This window comes from Pseudomonas sp. B14-6 (assembly GCF_013260315.1).
Lineage (GTDB): Bacteria > Pseudomonadota > Gammaproteobacteria > Pseudomonadales > Pseudomonadaceae > Aquipseudomonas > Aquipseudomonas mandelii.
This window is the reverse complement of sequence record NZ_CP053929.1, coordinates 6,288,510-6,311,640: the sequence shown is the minus strand read 5'-3', so window position 1 is coordinate 6,311,640 and position 23,131 is coordinate 6,288,510. Positions and strand designations below refer to the sequence as shown.

At 59.8% G+C, this 23,131-nt stretch carries 14 protein-coding genes; 7 read left to right on the top strand and 7 right to left on the bottom strand.

What is annotated here, in order from left to right:
• Nucleotides 1–183 precede the first annotated feature (183 nt).
• From HP062_RS28810 to HP062_RS31255, 3 genes are all read right to left on the bottom strand, one after another.
• Complete coding sequence (locus HP062_RS28810; protein WP_256666046.1) at nucleotides 184–2,112, bottom strand: hypothetical protein; 1,929 nt, start codon at nucleotides 2,110–2,112, stop codon at nucleotides 184–186.
• Nucleotides 2,113–2,258: 146 nt separating this feature from the next.
• Entirely contained in the window at nucleotides 2,259–3,191 is a 933-nt protein-coding gene (locus HP062_RS31260; RefSeq protein WP_256666045.1) for a hypothetical protein, read from the bottom strand.
• Between the two features lie 20 nt (nucleotides 3,192–3,211).
• Nucleotides 3,212–4,207: a hypothetical protein gene (locus HP062_RS31255; RefSeq protein ID WP_256666044.1), complete on the bottom strand. Its 996-nt coding sequence runs from the start codon at nucleotides 4,205–4,207 to the stop codon at nucleotides 3,212–3,214.
• A 557-nt stretch (nucleotides 4,208–4,764) separates the two neighbouring features.
• Here HP062_RS31255 and HP062_RS28800 point away from each other — a divergent pair.
• Entirely contained in the window at nucleotides 4,765–5,124 is a 360-nt protein-coding gene (locus HP062_RS28800; RefSeq protein ID WP_010461993.1) for a DUF6124 family protein, read from the top strand.
• 394 nt (nucleotides 5,125–5,518) lie between these two features.
• Here the strand turns inward: HP062_RS28800 and HP062_RS28795 are convergent, their stop codons facing one another.
• Together HP062_RS28795 and HP062_RS31605 are read right to left on the bottom strand one after the other, a co-directional pair.
• A complete protein-coding gene (locus HP062_RS28795; protein ID WP_372242735.1) occupies nucleotides 5,519–12,088 on the bottom strand; it encodes an Ig-like domain-containing protein in 6,570 nt (2,189 codons plus the stop codon).
• Nucleotides 12,070–12,690 carry a retention module-containing protein gene (locus HP062_RS31605; protein WP_372242734.1) on the bottom strand — a complete coding sequence of 207 codons (621 nt, stop codon included), beginning with the start codon at nucleotides 12,688–12,690 and terminating at the stop codon, nucleotides 12,070–12,072. Before HP062_RS31605 ends, HP062_RS28795 begins: the two co-directional genes overlap by 19 nt.
• Before the next feature lie 590 nt (nucleotides 12,691–13,280).
• On the opposite strand from HP062_RS31605, the gene HP062_RS28790 reads away from it, so the two are divergent.
• From HP062_RS28790 to HP062_RS28780, 3 genes are read left to right on the top strand one after another with little or no spacing between them, the layout of a single operon-like run.
• Nucleotides 13,281–14,639 (top strand): TolC family outer membrane protein, encoded by a 1,359-nt coding sequence (locus HP062_RS28790; RefSeq protein WP_010461997.1) that lies wholly within the window; start codon nucleotides 13,281–13,283, stop codon nucleotides 14,637–14,639.
• Nucleotides 14,640–14,658: 19 nt separating this feature from the next.
• Nucleotides 14,659–16,818, top strand: a complete 2,160-nt coding sequence (locus HP062_RS28785; protein ID WP_083374772.1) for a type I secretion system permease/ATPase — start codon at nucleotides 14,659–14,661, stop codon at nucleotides 16,816–16,818.
• Between the two features lie 9 nt (nucleotides 16,819–16,827).
• Nucleotides 16,828–18,195 carry an HlyD family type I secretion periplasmic adaptor subunit gene (locus HP062_RS28780; RefSeq protein ID WP_010462001.1) on the top strand — a complete coding sequence of 456 codons (1,368 nt, stop codon included), beginning with the start codon at nucleotides 16,828–16,830 and terminating at the stop codon, nucleotides 18,193–18,195.
• A 149-nt stretch (nucleotides 18,196–18,344) separates the two neighbouring features.
• On the opposite strand, the gene HP062_RS28775 is transcribed toward HP062_RS28780, so the two are convergent.
• Nucleotides 18,345–18,938, bottom strand: a complete 594-nt coding sequence (locus HP062_RS28775; protein ID WP_172792415.1) for a tRNA-uridine aminocarboxypropyltransferase — start codon at nucleotides 18,936–18,938, stop codon at nucleotides 18,345–18,347.
• A gap of 4 nt (nucleotides 18,939–18,942) precedes the next feature.
• Complete coding sequence (locus HP062_RS28770) at nucleotides 18,943–19,836, bottom strand: LysR family transcriptional regulator (protein ID WP_007945995.1); 894 nt, start codon at nucleotides 19,834–19,836, stop codon at nucleotides 18,943–18,945.
• 359 nt (nucleotides 19,837–20,195) lie between these two features.
• Between HP062_RS28770 and speB the strand changes: the two genes are divergently transcribed.
• Genes speB through HP062_RS28755 form a run of 3 tightly spaced genes read left to right on the top strand, consistent with a single transcriptional unit; the run spans nucleotide 20,196 to nucleotide 23,129 of the window.
• Complete coding sequence (gene speB, locus HP062_RS28765) at nucleotides 20,196–21,146, top strand: agmatinase (RefSeq protein WP_077749132.1); 951 nt, start codon at nucleotides 20,196–20,198, stop codon at nucleotides 21,144–21,146.
• 9 nt (nucleotides 21,147–21,155) lie between these two features.
• Entirely contained in the window at nucleotides 21,156–21,563 is a 408-nt protein-coding gene (locus HP062_RS28760; protein WP_172792414.1) for a nuclear transport factor 2 family protein, read from the top strand.
• 54 nt (nucleotides 21,564–21,617) lie between these two features.
• Nucleotides 21,618–23,129: a cytosine permease gene (locus HP062_RS28755; RefSeq protein ID WP_145308080.1), complete on the top strand. Its 1,512-nt coding sequence runs from the start codon at nucleotides 21,618–21,620 to the stop codon at nucleotides 23,127–23,129.
• The last annotated feature ends 2 nt before the right edge of the window (nucleotides 23,130–23,131 follow it).

Sequence of the window (23,131 nt, the reverse complement as noted above, 5' to 3'; positions counted from 1 at the left end):
TTTATCCACCTCCAACTCATAATAAAAAGTGCGCAAATACATTTGCGTGAAAAAATAGAGCGCGGAAGGTAAAGGAACTCCCCCTAAAAAAATGTAGGAAATATCCGAAATCACATAGCGAATATTTCCATAACTTCCCTCACTAAAAAAAAACCGGAAGGTTTTTACACCTTCCGGGCTTTTTCACTTAAATCGGACAAGGCGTTCCAGTCCCCCTACCATATGCACTCTAACGAAGTGACTGGAAGTTACGTCCCGCCCATCGATCTCGACGACGTAACTGATTTCCCCCCATGCGCTCTGTGTTGCAAGAAGCTCCTGGTAGCGGACTTTTATAATAAAACCGTCGTCAACCTCCTGATCGCTCGGAGAATAGTTGAATTCGTACTTGGTACCCGGCTTTACTGTAGTCCCCGCAGAATCGCTATACCCTTGATAAGTACAGGCCAATGTTTTCCCCTTCAATTCCGGCTCTCCACCTGCGACCAGTGCTTCAGCACATTTGCCAAGCACTGCATCGGCTCGCAAAGATTGGCAATTGAGTAGAGTCAAATCTGGATCCATATGTTGAAACCTTACTTCGGGCGCAACACCCGGACGAATATAAACATCAACGTCCTGAGGCAACGAAAACTCCTCATTTTCGTTAAGGTCCGGATTGGTTAGTTTGTAACTTACCGGAAGCGGATTGCCATTTCCTCCTTCATCCACAACTTCCCACTCAACAGTCCATTCCAAATCATCCGTTTCCGTTCCATCCAGTTCAATGACGCCGCCCTGTGCTGCTGTCACCTCAACACCCTTCCAGATCAGTGTCGCAACGTCTCCGTCCTTGACGCCATCAAAAACCTGCGCAGTGACTGAAACCGTCTGATCTTTGTCGTCTTCTGTCAGTACATTCGGGCCATTACCTCCTTGTCCTTGAACAGTCACCAGATCAAGGTCCGGATTGGGATTCTCCTCCCCTTCACCGGGCCCCGGTCTGCGGAGGTCGACAACAATGTTTTTTGTAAGTGGAGTTAATGGGTGACGAACCGTGCCGCGCTTTATCTGATAACTGGTTGTTATTGTTTTTTCGCCAAGGCTATCTTTAGCCAGCGCGCTATAAGGAACATTCACGTAGAAGGGAAAGCCGTTGATCCGCTGTGCGGGCAATAGAATGCCATCTACCGTCACTTCGATCTCATCACGATCCGCGATGTAATTATCGTACTCAGCCAATATCCCGATGCCCAAAGGCATCCGCGCATCGGCCAGATCCACCAGCTTAGGTAGCGTATCATCATCAAACAGCGGAATGCTGGGTGGCAATAATCCCTCTGGCGGATCCGTCAGCGATACGTTAGTTTTCTTGTACTCTGAGGGGAGACTCTTATTACCTTTCCGATCCATCAACGTATACCAGAGTTCTTTTTCACCCTCTTCGGTGCCAACCTGGGCAGCAGTCAAGTTGAAAGTCACCGGCACGGCGGTATCTGTAACAGTCACCTTCCCTATCGAAATAGCTCCTGGCAAAGATATGCCAAAGAAAGCTTCGATTTCATCCCCGATTTTTTTTGTGGCGTATTGAGGGACGGTAACAAGAACAAAACCGTTGGCATCCAGGTAAGGTTTGGTAATGCCGTCTCGCTCAACTTCTGCAGGAAGGGTCACCTCACCGTTCGGCAAGGGAGCCTGCGTATCGATATTAATCACCTCGGCCAGAACGTCATCATGATTGCCACCATGACTCAGTATATAACTTAACTCATGCGATCCCGATGCATTAGTGAGGCCTGCTGGCAACAGCAATTCAAACGCAGTGATGGCGGGATCAATTGGAGTCTCATAATCATATCGGGTACCAACACGACTGCCATTCCAGGTCAAGTTCAAAAACCCTGGTATAGCGTTTTCATCGCCCGCCTGAGCAAATCGGGGGATCAGCACTTTTAGCTGTGCGCCTTGAAGACTGGAATGCAACTGATTTGGCAAATCGTCCGCGGTATCGGGCAACAGGGGATTATCAGCGTGCAGGGAGGGGGGCGCTGCGTCCTCTGTAGGCATACTCTGCCGAACGACAAGATAACGCGCGCGATTCTGTGCGGGATCCAATGGTTTGAAACTGGTCATCTGTATCTTCCTTTCAATTGCTTGATTATCTGACAAAGGACACTACCAGCCCCCGTCAGGACACTTGGAAACTGACCACCCACGCGCGGACTTTAATTCTGATAATCCGACTTAAACAGCGGACAGTATTGCGCTCTTTTAATCGATCAATGTTTAGGCACGTCACTCACGAATGATTCTTCGCAAATATCATTATTCGGCCCGCACAATTGACCACTGGGCATCGTTCTATTGATAATCACAAACTCAGACTTCGACTCACCTTGTCCGCCGTTGCTCTTTCTCAAAAAATATCGGCAAAGTGCTGATCCGCGATCAACCATCGGCGCAACTAACCTTTCATAGTCTGTCACCGATATATCAAAACCATTGCGTGCCTGCTCAAGACTGAGTGTTGTTTCAAATGACTCAGTGACCCCCGGGATGGGGGATGTGCCATTGGGGCCGTAACACCCTTGCCAATGAAGCTCGACAATATCGTCTTTGTCGAACGCGTCGTTACCCTCGATATGCACCCGCACCTGCTCCCACAATCGAGGTCTGGCACAGCAATCAAGCAGGCCTTTTAGCCCGCCATCAGGGAACGTCGGCTCCGGCAAATTCCTGATGATGATGATTGCCACGTTTACCGGAGTCGCTCGGGCCAACTGCACGTTTACCTGGTTGTCGGTGGTGTACCACACCGGTAACGCCGGATTTTCCATGTCTTGCTCGATAGCCGTCCAAGGAATACTGAACTCAATATTTTGCCCGGCGCTGTCGCCATCCTTGACCTCGTATTCAGCGACTGGCGTGCTGATGGCGCCCCAGTACAGGAAGATCTTTTCTCCAGGCTGTGGATTGTCGTACAAGCGCAAGTACCCGTCGGCGGGCTGACCATGATCTATCGTCTGCAGCGTGTTCAGTTGTTTCGAAACGGCGCCATAGATCTCCAGATTCGCCAGCGTGAGGTTCAACATCGTGGGAGCGTCAGCGTGATCCGGACCGGCGACCGTCAAATTGATCGGCACCTGCGTTTCTGGAGCAGGCGGCGTCGGTGTCCCGCCACGACTGATGCGGTAGTCAACACGCGCATCCATCGGCCCGAGCCCGTCAGCCGTCAGTGTCGACCACGGTACAGTTTGGCTGAGCGGAAATTGGGTTGGGTCAACGTCCAGGGGGCGAGAGCATGACTATTCCACTGGATCAGAACCTTGTCGGAGGCGTCCGGATTGTCATAGGCATCGATTTCGACGGTGACCGCTTTCTGATCGACCGCCCCTTCGCGAGCGTGTTCGCGGTCGATCAACCCCCGCACCGACAATGGCACCCGAGCTGGATCGAGATTGCCAGGGGCCGGCGTCAAGTCGACAAAAACCGGTAACAGGGTCGAGCGTGGCCCACGGTTGCCGGCCCAATCACGTAGCCGGTAATAAAAGTAGCGTTGACCGTGCCCACGACCACGAATATCCGCCGCGTACACGGTAATGATGAGACGACGCTGGTCAATGTCCTGTTGACTGAACTCCTGCTCACGAATGTCAGGTTCGGTATCCAGAGGATTGGGGTTGTCCGTCAAATAATAGATTGCGCGATCCCGGGCCTTTAAATCGACATAGAGCGGGACTTGTAATCTGACCTCTCCAAATCGTGTGAGGTAGTCATCGGTGATATCGCCGGGAACATCCAGCATCACCAGCGGCTTTGGCTCCTGACCATCATCCGGCGGCACTCTATCGACCGTGACGCGCTTGGAGAAGGACAGTTCTGCGTTCCCGCCGTAACTGAGTTGGTACGACAGGGAATAAATACCGTGATCCAGCTTGTCCCGAGGGACTTTCAAGGTCTTCTCCCCTGGGTCGGTGAACTCCTCCCTGTACACTTCGGTGAACGAACTGCCTTCCTTTACCCAACTGATAGAGATGATGTAGGGAAACGGATCGACGAGTGCCGTTCTCCAGTTCGGAACGATGACGACCAGGTCATCACTCACTGCACTTCTCGGCAACAGCCCCTCCGGACTCTCTTCGCCGTTCTCGTCCTTGAGGATGGCAGGCACCCTCGGTTGTTCCAGGGTTGGATCCGTTGGATCAGCCCGGTTTTGAGAAATCGGCATTGCTGACTTCCTCTCAAGACTTTGTCGACGTTCTCTCACGCTCAGTACGTATTCAGCGTGTCAGGTATTTGTTGCTCTGAAGTGATTTAACGGCACTGCGTACAGACTGGCTACTGTCAGAAATAACAGGTTTTGCTACCGTTCGTCGGCGATTGACACCACGTAGGGGGGGCGCCGCTATTTATTTGGAGGAGGAAATAAACGGCGGTGTTTAAAAGACATTTCAAGACACTCACTCTGCCTACACATCCTTGCGTAGCTGCCTACGACTGCGCCAGAATCCGCCGGCTTGTGTGCCTTGGGCCGGGGCTCTATCGTTTCCCGGTCGCTGACAAATCAGCGATCGGGTTTAGCGACCCGAACCTATGTAGGCGCAACAGCGCTCCCAACTCTCTTGCAGATTGTTCATGTCTGCGACTGACGTCATGGCGGCTGTGCGCGGGAGACTTTCGGGTCTGCCGGGCGCCTACACCCGGTTCGCTAACCTGCGTGCAGCCGCCACCCTTACTTGTTTAGCGACAGGTCTTGGTGGCTCCATTTCTTGTAGGAGTTTCACCATGTTCAAGATCACACCCAACCCACCCGAAACCGACGACGTTTCCCCCTACGAATCCACCGATTCCAAAAAACTCAACGAAGCCGCCGACCGCGCCCTCGACTACTACCTCAAACCGGTCATCCCCGCAGACACTCCGCGTAAACCGAGCACCATCTATTCCATCGCTCCCGACACCAATGACGAAACGCTGCTGGTCAACGCCTGCGAAACCCTGGCGTCGGCGAGTGTGATGTTGAGTAATTTCGCGGGGTTGATGGAGGGTTCGCATCGCAATACGGTGTTGGGGATTCAGCAGGTGGTGATGCTGGGGGAATTGGCGGTGAATCGGATGCTGGATAACTTCGTTCCGCAGGGTTAGCGAAAATCCTGGTGCGAACACTTTCCTGTGGCGAGGGAGCTTGCTCCCGCTCGGCTGCGCAGCAGTCGTAAAACCAGCGAAACGCTGTTTATCAGACACAATCGCGGTGTATGGTTTTGGGGCTGCTTCGCAAGCCAGCGGGAGCAAGCTCCCTCGCCACAACAGCGTGTCAGGCTGTGAGTTTTGTGGTGGTCTTTTGGGCCTCTTCGCGAGCAGCCTCGCTCCTACAGTTGATCTGGGTTGTTCGCCTGTTTTGTGTTCACTGAAGATCAAAGTGTCGGAGCGGGCTTGTTCCGGGCGGCGATCCGACGAAAGCGATCTCACAGACAACAAAAACCCGCCATTCCTTACCCAGGAATGGCGGGTTTTGTCGTTTCAGAGGTCAGCCTTCAGATCACACGGTATCCACCTTCAACGAATGGTCATTCAACATGCCATTGATGATGGTCGCGGTATCGTGCCCGCCCGCCACCACCCCGCCCGCTCCCGGCGTGACGCCGTAGTGGCTGGCCAGGTTGACGCCGGCCAGGTCGATGGTCTGGTTCGGTGCCGCGCCGGCCATGGCGCTGACGTCGATGCTGGTCAGGACCGAGGCGCCGCTGCCGATGACTTTGAAGTGCAGGTAGTCATCCAGTGATGCCGCGGTGCCGTTTTCGCCTTGCAGCAGTTGCGACAAATCGAGTTTGTCGGTGCCTGGGGTGAAGTCGGTGACGAGGTCGTGGCCGCTGTTGCCTTTGAGCCACTGGAAGGTGTCGGCCCCTGCCCCGCCGGTCAGGGTGTTGTTGCCCAGGCCGCCGATCAGGAAGTCGTCACCGCCGCCGCCCTTGAGGATGTCATCGCCTAAACCGCCGGTGATGACGTTGCTCAGGCTGTCGCCCGTGAGCGAGTCGTTGAAGTTGGAGCCGGTGAGGTTTTCGATCGCGGTCAGGGTGTCGGTGCCGGCGCCGCCAGTGTTTTGCGCGGTGGCCACGCTCAGGTCGACCGTGACCCCGGCGGTGGCGTGGGCGTAACTCACGGTGTCGGTGCCGGTGCCGCCGTCGAGCAGGTCGTTGCCGGTGCCGCTGAACAGCAAATCATTGCCTGCACCGCCATGCAGCTCGTTGTTGCCGGAGCCAGCGGTGAGCACATCGTTGCCGTCGCCGGCATTGAGAACGTTATTGCCGGTGCCCGCCACCAGCACATCGTCGCCGGCCGTGCCGGTGAGGGTATGTCCGTCCTGATAGCTGATGGTCACGCCCGCGCTGTCGCTGCCGCCGTGGTTGTCGTTGGCGGTGTAGGTGCCGTGGGCATCCGGGGCGATGTCGTGGCCCCCGGCGTAATCGAGGGTCATGGTCAGCTTGTAGTATTCCGCGTTGTTCACGCCGCTGCCGCTGGTGTTGGTGATGTTGGTGACGTGGATCTGATAGGTCCCGTCCGCCGCCGCGGTGAGGGTTTGCCCGTCCGCGAGGGCGATCCATGCACCGCCGTTGAGCGAGTACTCCATGGCGATGTGACCGCCCGCCAGATTGTGGTCCAGGTTGAGGGTTTCGCCTTGTTTGAGGTTGACGGTGATCCGGTCCTCATCATTGGCGTTGCCGGCGGTTACCCCGCCCAGATATCCACTGACCACCAGCACCGCCGTCATGGTCGTCGCGTTCGCCGCAAAGGCGTTGCGCACGTTCGCCAGGACCTGGTTGGCGTTGTTGTTGCCGGTCGAGGAGAAGCTGATCGCCCCGGTGCCGGTGAAGTCGGCGCCTTTGGAAATCCAGCCGGTGTTGAAGTTGGTGGGTGAAGCCGTCAGCGGATCGCCATCGGCATCGGTGTCGTTGGCCAGCAGCAACTCGCCCGGCACCACGATGTTGCCCGAGAGCACGTTGGTGATGATGTGGTCATCGACCGCCACCGGCGCCGCGTTCGGGATGACTTTGACCGTCAGCGTGGAGCTGGCCAGGTCGCCGTCGTTGTCGCTGGCGGTGAAGCCGATGTTTTCGGTAATCACCACTGCCGTGGTTTTTTGCGAGGTGTAGGTGTACTCGCCAGTGTCGAGGTTCACCACCAGGGTGCCGCCATTGTTGGTGGCGATGCTGATGCTGTTGTTCACCGTGTTGAAGGTGCCGTGGTTGGCGCCGCCACTGAAGTTCAACGAACCCTGATTGCTGTTGCCTTTAGGGTCGTAGGTGTACGTCGTGCCGTCGACCACGAGGGTTTTGATGAAGCCGCCATCGGCGCCGAACGTACCGCCCTCCAGCAAGGTGCCCGTCACCGGCGCGCCGACCACCGTGCCCGAAAGCACCGAGTTGAGCTGGTTGAGATCGGTCACCACAACAGCGTTGGTGTTGGTGTGGGTGCTGCCGTCATAAGCCAGCGGATCGAGGTAGGCGTTGCTCACGCCGCTGCCCAGGCCGATCGCGTAGTTCTTGATGCTGTTGGCGTCGAGGAAGGCTTTGAGCGCGGCCTCATCTGCGCTGCCGATGTCGCCTTCGTTGGGTTTGCCGTCGGAGAAGAAGTAGCCGACGTTCTGCGCCCCGGTCAGTTTGCCCGAGGTGTTGAACGCCGTTTGCATCGTCGCGACAGCGGCGTCGTAATTGGTGCCACCGCCGGCAGTCAGGCCGGAGATGATCGACTTGGCGGTCGCCACATCCACCCAGATCGATGTCTTGTCGGTGGCGTTGCTGCTGAAGGTGACGATCTGCACTTTCACATCGCCCAGGTCGTCGTATTTGTCGAGCAAGGCACTGATCGCCTGCTTGGCCAGTTCGAGGCGTGACAGCCCCGGTACACCGGAGGGGTCGACCATGCTGCCGGAGACGTCGATCACCAGCAGCAGGTTGGAATCGATCTCCACAGCCGCCACCGAACGCTCCGCGCCGAGGACCTTGGGCACGTCATCGACGATGTTGACCACGATGGTGCTGGTGGTGCTGTTGCCCAGCGCATCGGTGGCTTTGTAGGTGAAGCTTTCGGTCAGGGTATTCGGGCCGTCGTTGGTGTTCGGCGAGGTTTTCGGCGCCGACGTCAGTGTGTAGGTGTAGGTACCGTTGGGGTTGAGCAGCATTTGCCCGTAGGCCCCGGTGGCGCTGCCGACCAGGGTGTAGGTGATGGCGCCACTCGCGCCGGTGACGGAGCCGACCAGGGTGCCGGTGGCCGTTTCGCCGGTGTTGCCGGGCTCGCTGCCCGTGACAGTACCGGCCGCCAGGTCCAGCCCGTCCTTGGTCAGGTCCAGCGCTTTCTCGTAGACGGTGACATCGGTGTCGCTGACCGCTTTGATGCAGCTGTTGTACACATCGATGGTGATAGTGGTGGTGCTTTCATCGCCATCGGCATCGCGCACGGTGTAGGTAAACGTGTCGGTGGCACCGGCACCGCTCACGGCGTTGGGATTGCTGTGGTAAACCGCGTTGCCGTTGGCATCCAGCGTCAGGTAACCGTAGGTGCCATTGATGTTCGTGCCCAGGCCGCCGATGGCCGAGGACGAAGTGTCCGAGCCTGCGCGCACGCCAATCACTGCGCCGCTGAGTGCCGGGCCATCTGCACCACCGATGTCGTTGTCCAGCACGTTGCCGCTGACCGTGCCGCCTTCGACCACGCTCGCCGTGTCCGCTTTGGCCGTCGGCAAATCATCGACGATGTTGACGTTGATCTGACCCGTCGCGGTGCTGCCGTCGGTGTCCGTCGCCACCACGTTGAAGTTCTCGGTGATGCTGTTGGCGCCGTTGGCGTTCGGATGAGTTTCGTTGTCCGCCAGGGTGTAGCTGTAACTGACCACGCCGGTGGCCGGGTTGTAGCCGGTGATGGTCAGCGTGCTGCCCAGCGGTGTGACGATCGATTGCGGGAAGCCTGCCGCCACACCGCCAGTGACCAGAGCAATGCCGCCGACGGTCAGGGTTTGCAGGCCGTCCAGCGCGGTCACGGTGAAGGTGCCGCTCTGGGTCAGGGCGGGCGCGTTCGGGGTGGTGCCGTCGCTGAGGTTTTTCTCGTAGACGGTCAGTTCACCGCCGTACACATCGAGGCCGTTGAGCGTGACCGGGTCGTTGTTGTTCTGGATGTTCAGCACCAGGTTGGCGGTGCTGGTATCGCCGTCGGCATCGGTAATGGTGTAGGCGAAAGTTTCAGTGCCGGTGCCGCCGCCGTGCAGGTTTTTGAAGTCCGCATCATTGGTGTTCAGCGTGTAGGTGTACGTGCCGTTGGCGTTGAGCACCAGGGTGCCGTAAGTCCCGGTAAAGGTGCCTGGGGTCACAGGCCCGGCGTTCGGGCCGGTGGCGACACGGTCCGCGCCCTGGACGTCGTTGCTCAGGACATTGCCATTGAGCGTCAGCGCGGCCTCCGACGCTGTGCCGGTGTTGCTGTCGTTGAAGGCTTTTGGCACGTCATCGACGATCTTCACCACGATGGTGCTGGTGGTGCTGTTACCCAGGGAATCGGTCGCCTGGTAGGTGAAACTTTCGGTCAGCGAATTCGCGCCATCGTTGGCAGGCGGCGTGGTGGTCGCAGGCGAGGTCAGGGTGTAGGTGTACGTGCCGTTGGGGTTGAGCTGGATCTGGCCATAGTTGCCCGTGGCGCTGCCCACCAGCGTGTAAGTGATCGCGCCGATCGCACCGGTGACCGAGCCGACCAGCGTGCCCTTGGCGGTTTCGCCGGTGCTGGTCGGGTCGCTGCCGATGACCGTGCCGGCCGCCAGGTCTTGCCCGTCCTTGGTCAGGTCGAGGGCATTTTCGTAGACGGTCACGTCGGCATCGGTGGAGGCGACAATGCTGCTGTTGGACACGTCGATGGTGATGGTGGTGGTGCTTTCGTCACCATCGGCATCACGCACGGTATAGGTGAACACATCGGTCGCGCCGGGGCCGTTCACCGCGTTGGGATTGCTGTGGTAGGTCGCATTGCCGTTGGCATCCAGCGTCAGGTAACCGTAGGTGCCGTTGATGTTGGTGCCCAGTCCACCGATGGCCGAGGTCGAGGTGTCCGAGCCTGCGCGCACGCCAATCACGGCGCCGCTGAGCGCCGGGCCATCGGCACCGCCGATGTCGTTATCCAGCACGTTGCCCGAGACGGTCGCGCCCTCGTCTACCGAAGCGTAATCAGGGTTGGCGGTGGGCAGGTCGTCGACGATGTTGACGTTGATCTGGCCCGACGCAGTGCTGCCGTCGGTGTCCGTCGCCACCACGTTGAAATTCTCAGTGAGGCTGTTGGCACCGTTGGCATTCGGATGAGTTTCGTTGTCCGCCAGGGTGTAGCTGTAGCTGATGACGCCGGTGGTCGGGTTGTAGCCGGTGATGGTCAGCGTGCTGCCGAGCGGTGTGACGATCGATTGCGGGAAACCTGCGGCCACGCCACCGCTGACCACCGAAATGCCGCCGACCGTCAGGGTTTGCAGGCCATCGAGGGCGGTCACGGTGAAGGTGCCGCTCTGGGTCAGCGCGGGCGCGTTCGGGCTGGTGCCGTCGCTGAGGTTTTTCTCGTAGACAGTCAGCTCACCACCGGCGACGTCGAGGCCGTTGAGGGTCACCGGGTCATCGTTGTTTTGGATTTGCAGCACCAGGTTGGCGGTGCTGGTGTCGCCATCGGCATCGGTGAGGGTGTAGGTGAAGGTTTCCGTGCCGCTGCCATTGCCGTGCAACGCTTTGAAGTCGGCATCGCTGGTGTTCAGGGTGTAGGTGTACGTGCCGTTGGCGTTCAGCACTAACGTGCCGTAAGTCCCGATGAAAGTGCCGGGGGTGATCGGGCCGGCGTTTTCGCCGACGGTCACGCGGTCTGCGCCTTGGGTGTCGTTGGTCAGCACATTGCCGTTGAGGGTCAGCAGGGTTTCCGAAGCGGTGCCGGCGTTGCTGTCGTCTACGGCCTGAGGTAGGTCATCGACGATGTTGACGTCAAGGTTGCCATTGGCGGTGGTGCCGTTGTCATCGACCACGGTGACGGCGAATTGCTCGGAGATCCCGTTGGCACCGTTGGCCGTCGGATGCGCTTCGTTATCGGCCAGGGTGTAGCTGTAACTGACCACGCCGGTCGCGCTGTCGAACCCGGTGATGGTCAACGTGCTGCCGAGTGGTGTGACGATCGATTGCGGGAAGCCTGCGGACACGCCGCCGACCACCACGTTGATGCCACCGACGCTGAGGGTTTGCACACCGTCGAGCGCGGTGATGGTGAAGGTGCCGCTCTGTGTCAGCGCTGGCGCGTCAGGGCTGCTGCCGTCGCTGAGGTTTTTCTCGTAGACGACGAGTTCGCCGCCTTCGACGTTGAGGCCGCCGATCGTGACCGGGTCATCGTTGTTTTGGATTTGCAGCACCAGGTTGGCGGTGCTGGTGTCGCCATCGGCATCCGTCAGGGTGTAGGTGAAGGTTTCGGTGCCGCTGCCGCCGCCGTGCAGCGCTTTGAAATCGGCGTCGCTGGTGTTCAGCGTGTAGGTGTAACTGCCGTTGGGATTGAGCACCAGCGTGCCGTAAGTCCCGGTGAAAGTGCCGCCGATGATCGGCCCGCTGTTGGGGCCTGTGGGAATGCGGTCAGCCCCCTGCGAGTCGTTGGGCAGCACGCTGCCGGTCAGGGTCAGCAGGGTTTCCGAAGCGGTGCCGGCGTTGCTGTCATCGACCGCTTTGGGCACATCGTCGGTGATGTTGACGTCCAGCGTGCCGGTGGCGGTATCGCCGTTGGAATCATTAGCGACGACGATGAACTGTTCGCTGAGGTTGTTGACACCCTCGCCGGCCGAATGGGTGTCGTTGCCGACCAGGGTGTAGCTGTAGCTGACCACGCCGGTGGCCGGGTTGTAGCCGGTGATCGTCAGGGTGTTGCCCAGTTGTGTGGTGATCGACTGCGGGAAGCCGACAGGCACCCCACCCGTGATCACATTGATCCCGCCGATACTCAGGCTGGTCAGCCCGTCGGGCGCAGACACGGTGAAGGTGCCGTTCTGGATCAAGGCGCCTGGATTGCTGGCAGAACCGTCCGCGAGGTTAGCTTCGTTGAGGGTCAGTTCGCCGCCCGCCACCGACAGGCCCGCGAGGGTGACCGGGTTGTTCGGCGCGTCAGGAACGGGAATGACACCCGTGCCCCTGAACCGGCACCGTTGTCGCCGTTGTCCGGATCACCGGCCAGACGTTCCAGCGGAAATTCGGGAATGCCGTTAAAGCCCGCGGTGGGGAAGCCAATGGTGGGGTCGACCCGCCCGCCCACTTCTTCGAGCATGACGAAACTGTGGCCGCCGCCCGCCGCCCCGCCGGGTGCGCCGGTCGAAGCAGGTCCGGCCGCCGTGGCTTCAGCGGTTTGAGTCGGGTCATCGCCGGCCGCGATGGCTTTTTGCAGTTGCTCGACATCGGTCAGTTGCGCTTGAGTCGGCGTCACCGCTTCAGCGGTTTCCACATGGGCCGCTTGATTCGCCAGCAACTGGGAGTTCATTTGCAGGCTGCTGCCACGCCCGAGGGTCAGTTCCTGGCCATTTTTCAGATGCACGGCCACCGCGCCATCGGCGCCGGTGATCAATTGGTCGCCGGCGAACAATCGATCGCCCTCGGCCAGCACACGCCGGGTACCGCCGCTTTCCGCGAACACCTGACCAATGATTTTACTGACGGTACCGATGAGCGTTGCCATGTGCATTTCCTCCGCTGCCAACCGCTGTCGGCACCCTGTTTGTGCGAAGAACGTGCTCATGGTTGAAGCAGGTTGCCTGGCGGATCGCCTGCGGGGTGCGTTTATCCGAGTAAACCGCTGCCCCGGCGATAGTCTCGCCAAGCATGTCGCTCATGGGCAATGAGTCCGTTTTTGGCAAAACCCCAATGCAATCAACAACCTTGGGATTCCAATCGCAGCCACATTGCCTTTTGTGCGATGCGTAACGATTTTGAACCTGTAGAGCGACAAAAAACTGTCGCCTCAAAACCGTTTCGCTTCCCTCCCCTCCAGCACTTCTCCGCCCTATGTCGATAAGTGGATGGAACTTTCCTTAAACCCTCGAATGCTCCCTAGAGCTTCTAAAACAAGGGCTTTCAGAGTGAACAATGTGCTGGATTTTGCAGAGCGCATAAGTTTTTTTTGGAATAACCCCTATGAAAAAAATTTCTTAGCTACGCTCTAGAATGTTCTTAGCTACGTTGTTACAAGCATGAAACGGTTTTGCCTATAAATGTCGTCAAATATTTGGCGACTGATAAAGAACCATCAGGAATCAGGGAGATGTACCCATGCGCGTTTTAACCCCCCTTTGCAGCGCAATTCTGCTGGCCATGGCCTGCACATCCCAGGCTCAAGCCATGTCAGTGACCGAGGCGATCCAGAGCACCATCGCAACCCACCCGGAACTGGCCTCGCGCGTCGACTCGCGGCTGTCCGCGGATGAGCAAGTCAAAGTCGCCAAGGGGGGCTTTTATCCATCAGTTGATCTGAACGCCGCCTACGGGCGCGGGTACAGCGATAACACCAACACCCGGGCGTTCGGCAATCACAACACCGAAATCCTCACCTACACCCAATCGGAGCTGCGCCTGCGGCAGATGCTGTTCGACGGTTTCAACACCGCGAACGAAGTCGAACGCACCAAAGGGGTCGTCAACTCCCGGGCCTATTACGCTCAAGGCACCGCTCAGGACCTGGCATTGCGCACCATCGAGGTCTACCTCGAAGTGCTCAAGCGCCGTGAACTGGTGACCCTGGCCACGAACAACCTGCAGGCTCACTTGCGGGTCAACGACCAGATCGGCCTGCGCACCCAGCGTGGCGTCGGCAGCAACGCCGACTCCGACCAGTCCAGCGCCCGCCGGGCACTGGCGCAAAACAACCTCGACACCGCCGAGGTCGATCTGGCGGATGCCGAGTCGAATTTCGCCGCCGTTGTAGGGCGCCTGCCCGATGAACTGGAAACGCCGCCGTCTATCCGCGGCGAACTGCCTGCCTCCCTGCCGGAAGCCCAGCAGAGCATGGTGGAAAACAACCCGTACCTGAAATCGGCCCAAGCTGACGTGCAATCGGCCGAGAGCCAGTACGAAGTCTCAAAGTCGCCGTTCTACCCGCGTTTCGATGCCGAAGCGGCAGTGGGCGCAAACAACAACGTGCAGGGCGATGAAGGCCACGACAACGAGTGGCGCGTGGGCGTGGTGATGAACTACAACCTGTTCCGCGGCGGCAGCGACAAGGCGCGCCTGGCCTCCAATGCGCATCAGATCAACCAGGCGATGGACATCCGCAACAACGCCTTGCGCCAACTCAACGAGAACATCCACCTGGCCTGGAACGCCATGGTCAATGCCAAGAAACAAACCCCGACTGCCCGCGAATACGCGGACACCAGCCGTCGTGTGCGCCTGGCGTATCAGGACCAGTTCGGCCTCGGCCAACGCACCCTGCTCGACTTGCTCGACAGTGAAAACGAGCTCTACAACGCCAATCGCCGCTACACCGAAGTGCGCTACACCGAGGAGTATTCGATGTACCGCGTGCTGGCGAACATGGGCCAGTTGCTGAGCAAACAACGGGTGGTGCTACCCGCCGATGCGATCGCCCAGGCCGAAGTGAAAAACGAAGCGCGTTTGCCTGAACTGAAGTAGCTCACTGGGGGCGATCAATTTGACCAGCATGGAACCCGGCAACATCGGTGTCGATCCGCGCCTGAGCTTCGATGACCCGCTACTCGACGGTCTGTTGATCCTCTGCAAACTCCACGGCGCGACGGTCAGTCGCGCCAGCCTGAGTGCCGGGCTGCCGCTGAACAAACAACGCTTGAGCCTGGACCTGCTGCCCCGTGCAGCAGCCCGGGCCAGCTTGCAGGCGCGGGTGCTGCGCCGTGAACTGGCGGACATTTCCGCGCTCAACCTGCCTGTGATGCTGATCCTGAACAACGGCCGCACCGCCATCCTGCGACGCTATGGCGATGACGGCCGGTTGCTGATCCTGCCCAGCGAAGCGGACGGTGGCGAACAATGGGTCAGCCGTGAAGAACTGGCTGAAAATTACAGCGGCCAGGCCTTGTTCGCCCGGCCCCGCCATGAACTCGAAGACCTGCGCTCGCCGCTGGTGCCGCGTGTGGAAGCGTGGTTTCGCGACACCTTGAAGCTGTCGAAATGGCTGTACAGCGATGCGATTCTGGCGAGTTTCCTGATCAACCTCCTGGGGCTGATGGTGCCGCTGTTCGTGATGCAAACCTACGACCGCGTGGTGCCGAACCAGGCCACGTCGACCTTGTGGGTGCTGTCGATCGGCTTGCTGATCGGCACCGGTTTCGAACTGGTGCTGCGGGTGGTGCGCGCGCACTTGCTGGACACCGCCGGGAAGAAAACCGACGTGATTCTTTCCGCGACCTTGTTCGAGCGCATCACTGGCATGGCGATGAAAGCGCGGCCGGCGACCATCGGCGGTTTCGCCCAGAGCATCCATGACTTCCAGGGCCTGCGTGAATTCCTCACTGCCGTCACGCTGACCAGCCTGATCGACCTGCCCTTTGCCGTGTTGATGCTGGTGGTGATCGGCCTGCTCGGCGGCTGGCTGGTGGTGATTCCATTGTTGGCGTTTCCGATTACGATCATTTTCGCGATGGTCATTCAGGTGCGCCTGCGCGACACCGTGCAGAAAAGCCTGAGCCTCGGCGCCGAGCGCCAGGCCCTGCTGATCGAAACCCTCGGCGGCCTGGAAACCCTCAAAGCGTGCAGCGCCGAAAGCGAGCGCCAGCACAAATGGGAAAGCACCCACGGCGCCCTCACCCGCCTCGACAGCCATGCGCGCAATCTGTCGGCGCTGGCCACCAACGGCACGCTGTTCATCCAGCAATTCTCCGGCATGGCGACCATCGTCGCCGGCGTCTACAGCATCATCGCCGGCAACCTCAGCGTTGGTGCGCTGGTGGCGACCTACATGCTCGGCAGCCGCGTACTCGCACCCTTGGGGCAGATCGCCGGTTTGATCACCCGCTACCAGCAAGCGCAACTGACCATGAAAAGCACCGATGCGCTGATGTCCTTGCCGCAAGAGCGCGACGCCCACCAGCGGCCGCTGGAGCGCACTCAGTTGCAAGGCGCGATGGATGTCAGTGGCGTGACCTTCCACTACAACGGCCAGAACGCCCCTGCCCTGGCCAACATCAGTTTCAGCGTCAAACCCGGCGAACGGATCGGCATCATCGGTCGCAGCGGCTCGGGTAAAAGCACCCTGGCGCGATTGGTGATGGGGTTCTATGCGCCGGAAGAAGGCCAGTTGCTGCTCGATGGCCTGGACCTGCGGCAACTCGATGTCGCCGACCTGCGCCAGCAAATCGGTTACGTCGCCCATGACCTGCCGCTGCTGGCCGGCAGCCTGCGCGACAACCTGACCCTGGGCGCGCGTTACATCAGCGATTCACGGATGCTCGAAGTCGCCGAACTGACCGGTGTCACCGAGCTGGCGCGTCAGCATCCGCAAGGTTTTGACCGGCCCGTGGGCGAACGCGGGCAGTTGCTGTCCGGCGGTCAACGCCAGGCAGTGCTGCTGGCCCGGGCCTTGTTGCTGGATCCGCCGATCATGCTGCTCGACGAACCCACCAGCGCCATGGACAACAGCAGCGAAGATGTCTTGCGGCAAAAACTCCACGGCTGGGTGCAGGGCAAGACCTTGCTGCTGGTGACCCACCGCACCTCGATGCTCAGCCTGGTAGATCGGCTGCTGGTGCTGGATAACGGGCGGATCGTTGCCGACGGTCCGAAAGAAGCGGTCATCGATGCACTGCGCAAGGGCCGTGTCGGCTCTGCGGCTGTCTAGGAGCTACCCATGGCCCGTTCATCATCCGACACGCCACAAGACCGCGGCTACTTCGGCAGCTTCGGCAAAACCGCCGAGAGCGAATTCATGCCGGAAACCGCCGGCGCTTCGCTACAGGATTCGCCGCGCTGGTCGCGGATCACCGTGTGGCTGGCCGCGGCGCTGCTGATTACCGCGCTGGTCTGGGCCAAGTTTGCAGTGCTGCAAGAAGTCACCATGGGTGAAGGCAAGGCGATCCCGTCGAGCAAGGTCCAGGTGATCCAGAACCTGGAGGGCGGCATCGTCACCGAGATCTTCGTACGCGAAGGGCAAATGGTGAACAAGGGCGACACCTTGCTGCGCCTGGATGACACGCGGTTTCTGTCGAACAAGGGCGAGAGCGAGGCGGATCGTTATGCGTTGACCGCGCAGGTCGAACGTCTGTCGGCCGAAGCGGAAGGCCGGCCGTTCAAGCTGTCGCCTGAGGTGATCGCCAAGGCTCCGCAAGTGGCCGAAGACGAGCGCTCGTTATACGAACAACGCCAGCGTCGACTGGCCAGTGAGCAACGGACGCTAACCGAACAACTGCGGCAAAAGACTCAGGAACTGGCGGAATTTCGCTCCAAGCAGGGGCAGTTCAGTTCGAGCCTGGCCTTGCTGCAACAAGAGATGAACATGTCCGCGCCGCTGGTGGGCACCGGGGCGGTTTCACCGGTGGAAATCCTGCGGCTCAAACGCAGCGCGGTGGAAATTCGCGGTTCTTTGAATGCGACGACGCTGGCAATTCCCCGGGCGGAATCGGCGATCAACGAGATCAAAAGCAAGATCGATGAATCGGAGCAATCCTTCCGCTCGGACGCGGCGAAAGAGCTGAATGAAAAACGCACCGACCTGTCGAAAATCACAGCGTCGAGCATCGCCATCGATGACCGCGTGACCCGCACCACCGTGGTGTCGCCGGTGCACGGAATCATCAAGGTGCTGAAGGTCAATACCATCGGCGGCGTGGTCCAGCCGGGCAGCGACATGGTGGAGATCGTCCCCATTGAAGACAACTTGCTGATCGAAGCCAAGGTGCGGCCACAGGACGTGGCGTTCCTGCATCCGGGGCAGAAAGCGATGGTCAAGTTCAGTGCTTACGACTACACGATTTATGGCGGGTTGACTGCCAAGCTGGAACTGATTGGTGCGGACACCATTACCGATGACAAGGGCAACAGCTTTTATCTGATTCAGGTGAGGACCGACAAGAATCACTTGGGCGGCGATGTGAAACCGCTGCTGATTATTCCGGGGATGGTGGCGACGGTAGATATCATCACGGGCGAGAAAAGCGTGCTGGATTACCTGTTGAAACCGGTGTTGAAAGCGCGGACCGAGGCGATGCGGGAGCGATAGGTTTGACTCATTCTCTGTGGCGAGGGAGCTTGCTCCCGCTGGGCTGCGCAGCAGATCCAAAATCATTCAACCAGGCGCAACAGGTGTACTGAGTCGACAAATTGGGAGCGCTTCGCACTCCAGCGGGCAAGCTCCCTCGCCACAAGTAATCACCTGCCGTGGTTACGCTGGTAAGTCTCCTCCCCCATCGCGGCAATCTGGCCTTCGATCAACGCCTCGAACGGTTTCAACAAGGGTTCAAAAGAGCTCGGCGCTTCCAGCGTCTGCAACGCCTGGACAATCGCTTCCACCGTCGACAACGCCCCCGGCCCCGGTGCCTTGCGCAGTCGATATCGAGACACCCCGCAATCCACCAACGTCACCCTCGGCAACGCCGCCAGTAACGGATTGAGGTGCAACATCTTGCGCGCCTTGCGCCAGGTGCCGTCCGGGACGACCAGCAACAGCGGGTCTTCATTCGTGGTGTACGCCTGCAATGGCTGCGCATCGTCGGCCGGAAACAACAACCGCGCCTGATACCCCGGAGGATTCAGCAGCACCGGCAAATCCTCAAACACCTCACCGACAATCAACTCGGCATTCTTCAAGCCCAACGCGGCCAGTCGCGCCGTGTTCAACGCATGGTTCACTTCGCTGGGATGCTGCAACAACAGCACTCGGGTGCGGCTGTCGAGGCTCGGGATCAGCGGGCACAGGCAATGGGTTTGTGGGCGCAGGCAGCGTGGACACTGGATTCTGGACATGTTCTCAGGCCTGGTTCAGTTGTGCTTTGAGCAGATCGCGGAAGGTCTGGATCAGCGGCTCGCGGCTGCGGCCACGACGCACGATCATCGAAAACGGCGCCTGATAACCGAAAGTCGCGGGCAGCAGGACGCGCAAATCGCCCTTGTCCGCCCAAGCCTGGGCGTAGTGCTCCGGCAGGTAACCGATGTAGGCGCCCGACAGCACCAGAATCAGCTGCGCCTCCATACTTTCCACGGTGGCGGCGCTGTGCTTGAAACCGTGGCGCGCCAGTTCGGCCTGGCTCCAGTAACCACGGCCGACCATGCGTTGCTGAGTGATGACTTGCTCAGGAATGCGCCGCTCGGTGAACAGCGGATGACGGCTGCTGCAATACAACCAGTGTTGCTCGCGGTACAGCGGCATGTAAACCAGGCCGCTCATGCGCGTGGAAAACGCACCGATGGCCAGGTCGAGACGGTTGTCCTGCACGCCGAGCTGCAATTCGTAGGGGCTCATGACCGACAGGTGCAAATGCACGGCCGGGTGTTCCTGGCTGTAGGCGCCGATGGCTTCGGCGAACGGCAAGGCCTTGTCGCTGACGGTGGAGTCGATGACGCCGAGGTTAAGAGTGCCGCGCAGTTCGCCCTTCAACGCCGCCGCGTACTGCTCGAAGCCTTCAAGCTCGCCCAACAGACGCAGGGTTTCCTGATGGAACAGCTCGCCCTTGCTGGTCAGGCTGAAACCGCCGCGACCGCGATGGCAGAGCACCAGGCCAAGGGCGGCTTCGAGCTGGCTCATGTAGGTGCTGATGGCCGAAGTCGAGAGGTTGAGCTCTTGCTGCGCGTTGGCAAACCCCTGATGACGCACCACGCTGACGAAGATGCGTAACAGTTTCAGGTCGGGTAAAGCGTTGGCCATGGGGGCTCCGTTTGCAAGGTCATGCGTGTTGCGCTTTTGTGGCGAGGGAGCTTGCTCCCGCTGGGTTGCGAAGCGGCCCTACAACCATTCACCTCGTAGTGTCAGACGGACCGCATCAGCCGATTTTACGACTGCTGCGCAGCCGAGCGGGAGCAAGCTCCCTCGCCACAGGAGTGCGGCACATGGCCGCAAGTCTATCGTCGTGCCAACCATTAGTTTAGAAAAATCTGAACTAAGTATTTGCCCGTAGCGATTCTTCCCGCGCACTACATTTCGCAGAATCGGCCCCCAACGGTGCCCAAACCTCCCCGGAGCGGCGCAACCGACATAAATAAAACAACGACGATGAGGCCTTACCCGTGGAAAAGATTCTTCACCAACCACTGGGCGGCAATGAAATGCCGCGCTTCGGCGGCATCGCCACCATGATGCGACTCCCCCATTTGCCTACCGCTGCCGGTCTGGATGCTGCCTTTGTTGGCGTCCCGCTGGACATTGGCACCTCGCTGCGCCCCGGCACCCGCTTCGGACCTCGCGAAATCCGCGCTGAATCGGTGATGATCCGCCCGTACAACATGGCGACCGGCGCTGCACCGTTCGATTCGCTGTCGGTGGCCGACATCGGCGACGTGGCGATCAATACGTTCAATCTGCTGGACGCGGTGCGGATCATCGAAGAATCCTACGACGCTATCCTCGAACATAATGTGATCCCGCTGACCCTGGGCGGCGACCACACCATCACCCTGCCAATCCTGCGTGCCATTCACAAGAAGCACGGCAAGGTGGGCCTGGTGCACATCGACGCTCACGCCGATGTGAACGATCACATGTTTGGCGAGAAAGTCGCCCACGGCACCACCTTCCGTCGCGCGGCCGAAGAAGGCCTGATCGACTGCGATCGCGTGGTGCAAATCGGCTTGCGCGCTCAGGGCTACACCTCCGAAGACTTCAACTGGAGTCGTAAACAGGGCTTCCGTGTGGTTCAGGCTGAAGAGTGCTGGCACAAATCCCTGGCACCGCTGATGGCCGAAGTGCGCGAGAAAGTCGGCGGCGGTCCGGTGTACCTGACTTTCGACATCGACGGCATCGACCCGGCTTGGGCGCCAGGCACCGGCACCCCGGAAATCGGTGGTCTGACGACCATTCAGGCAATTGAAATCATTCGCGGCTGCCAAGGCCTCGACCTGATCGGCTGCGATCTGGTAGAAGTCTCGCCCGCTTATGACACCACCGGCAACACCTCGCTGCTGGCCGCCAACCTGCTGTACGAAATGCTCTGCGTACTGCCGGGCGTGGCCCACCGCTGAGGATCGGTCATGACCGAACGTGATCAGGTGTTGAAAGCTGCCGCCGATCTGGTGTCAGCCTTCGCCTGCAACGATCGCGAAGCCTACTTCGGCGCGTTCAGCGCCGACGCCAGCTTCGTGTTCTACACCCTCGAACAGCCCCTGCTGTCGCGCGATGCCTATCAGGCGTTGTGGGACACCTGGCGCGCCGAGGATGGCTTCGAGGTGCTTGCGTGCACATCGAGCAACGCCTCCGTCAGCCTGCAGGGTGACGTGGCGATTTTCATCCATGACGTGGCCACCGAGCTGCGCATGCAAGGGGAGCAACACTTCAGCCAGGAGCGCGAGACGATTGTGTTTCGCCGACAACAACAAGGCCTATGGCTGGCCTGCCATGAACATTTGTCCGCGATGCCGGAAGGGCTGCCACCCCCTTAGCCAAACAGGTGACGCTCACACACGATGAGCGCGCCTTTATGATCGGAGCTGATCATGAATAACAACAACAAAGACCAAAGCCTTACGCAGATTGAAACCCACGGGGTCGAACAGATCCCGGACAACGAACGCACCGCAGGCCCGACGGACTTGTTCCGGATGATCTTCGGCGGTTCCAACACTTTTGCCACCGCCGTGCTCGGCAGTTTCCCGGTGCTGTTCGGCCTGTCTTTTCAGGCTGGTGTCTGGGCGATTGTGCTGGGCGTGCTGCTGGGCTCGCTGATCCTCGCGCCAATGGGCCTGTTCGGCCCGATCAACGGCACCAACAACGCCGTGTCTTCCGGTGCGCATTTCGGCGTGCACGGGCGGATCGTCGGTTCGTTCCTGTCGCTGCTGACCGCCATCGCCTTCTTCTCGCTCTCGGTGTGGAGTTCGGGTGATGCGCTGATCGGTGGCGCCAAACGCCTGATCGGTCTGCCGGAAACCGACCTGACCCTGGGCCTGGCCTACGGGCTGTTCGCGATCCTGGTGCTGACGGTTTGCATCTATGGCTTTCGCTTTCTGCTGTGGGTCAACAAAATCGCGGTATGGAGCGCCAGCCTGTTGTTCCTGCTGGGCATCTTCGCCTTCGCCGGGCCGTTCGATGTGAATTACGCCGGCACCGTCAATATGGGTCAGCCAGGTTTCTGGGCGGCCTTCATCGGTGCTGCACTGGTGGCGATGAGCAACCCGATTTCCTTCGGCGCGTTCCTCGGCGACTGGTCGCGCTACATCCCGCGTGAGACCTCCAAGCGCCGGATCATGGCCGCCGTGGTGATCTCGCAGATCGCGACGTTCATTCCGTTCCTGTTCGGCCTGGCCACCGCCACCATCGTAGCGATCAAGGCACCCGACTACATCGCGGCCAACAACTACGTCGGCGGTTTGCTGGCGGTCTCGCCGAGCTGGTTCTTCCTGCCGGTGTGCCTGATCGCGGTGATCGGCGGCATGTCCACCGGCACTACTTCGCTGTATGGCACCGGGCTGGACATGTCCAGCGTGTTCCCTCGGGTGCTGTCGCGGGTCAAGGCGACGTTGCTGATCGGTGTGATGTCGATTGCCTTCATCTTCATCGGGCGCTTCGCCGCGAACCTGGTGCAGAGCGTGTCGACCTTCGCCGTGCTGATCATCACCTGCACCACCCCGTGGATGGTGATCATGATCATCGGCCTGGTGGTGCGTCGCGGCTTCTACTGCCCGGATGACCTGCAAGTGTTCACCCGCGGCGAGAAAGGTGGCCGCTACTGGTTCACCCACGGCTGGAACTGGCGTGGCCTGGGAGCCTGGATCCCGAGTGCGCTGGTGGGTTTGTGCTTTGTGAACCTGCCGGGGCAGTTTGTGGGTGTGCTGGGCGATCTGGCTGGCGGCATCGACATCAGCCTGCCGGTCACCCTCGGCCTGGCCTCGCTGGTGTACCTGACGCTGCTGAGCCTGTTTCCGGAACCGGCTGCGGTGTTCGGGCCGAATGATGCACGCAGCAAGGGCACGGACGCGCTCAGTAAACCGGCGATGCGACAAGCCGCCTGATT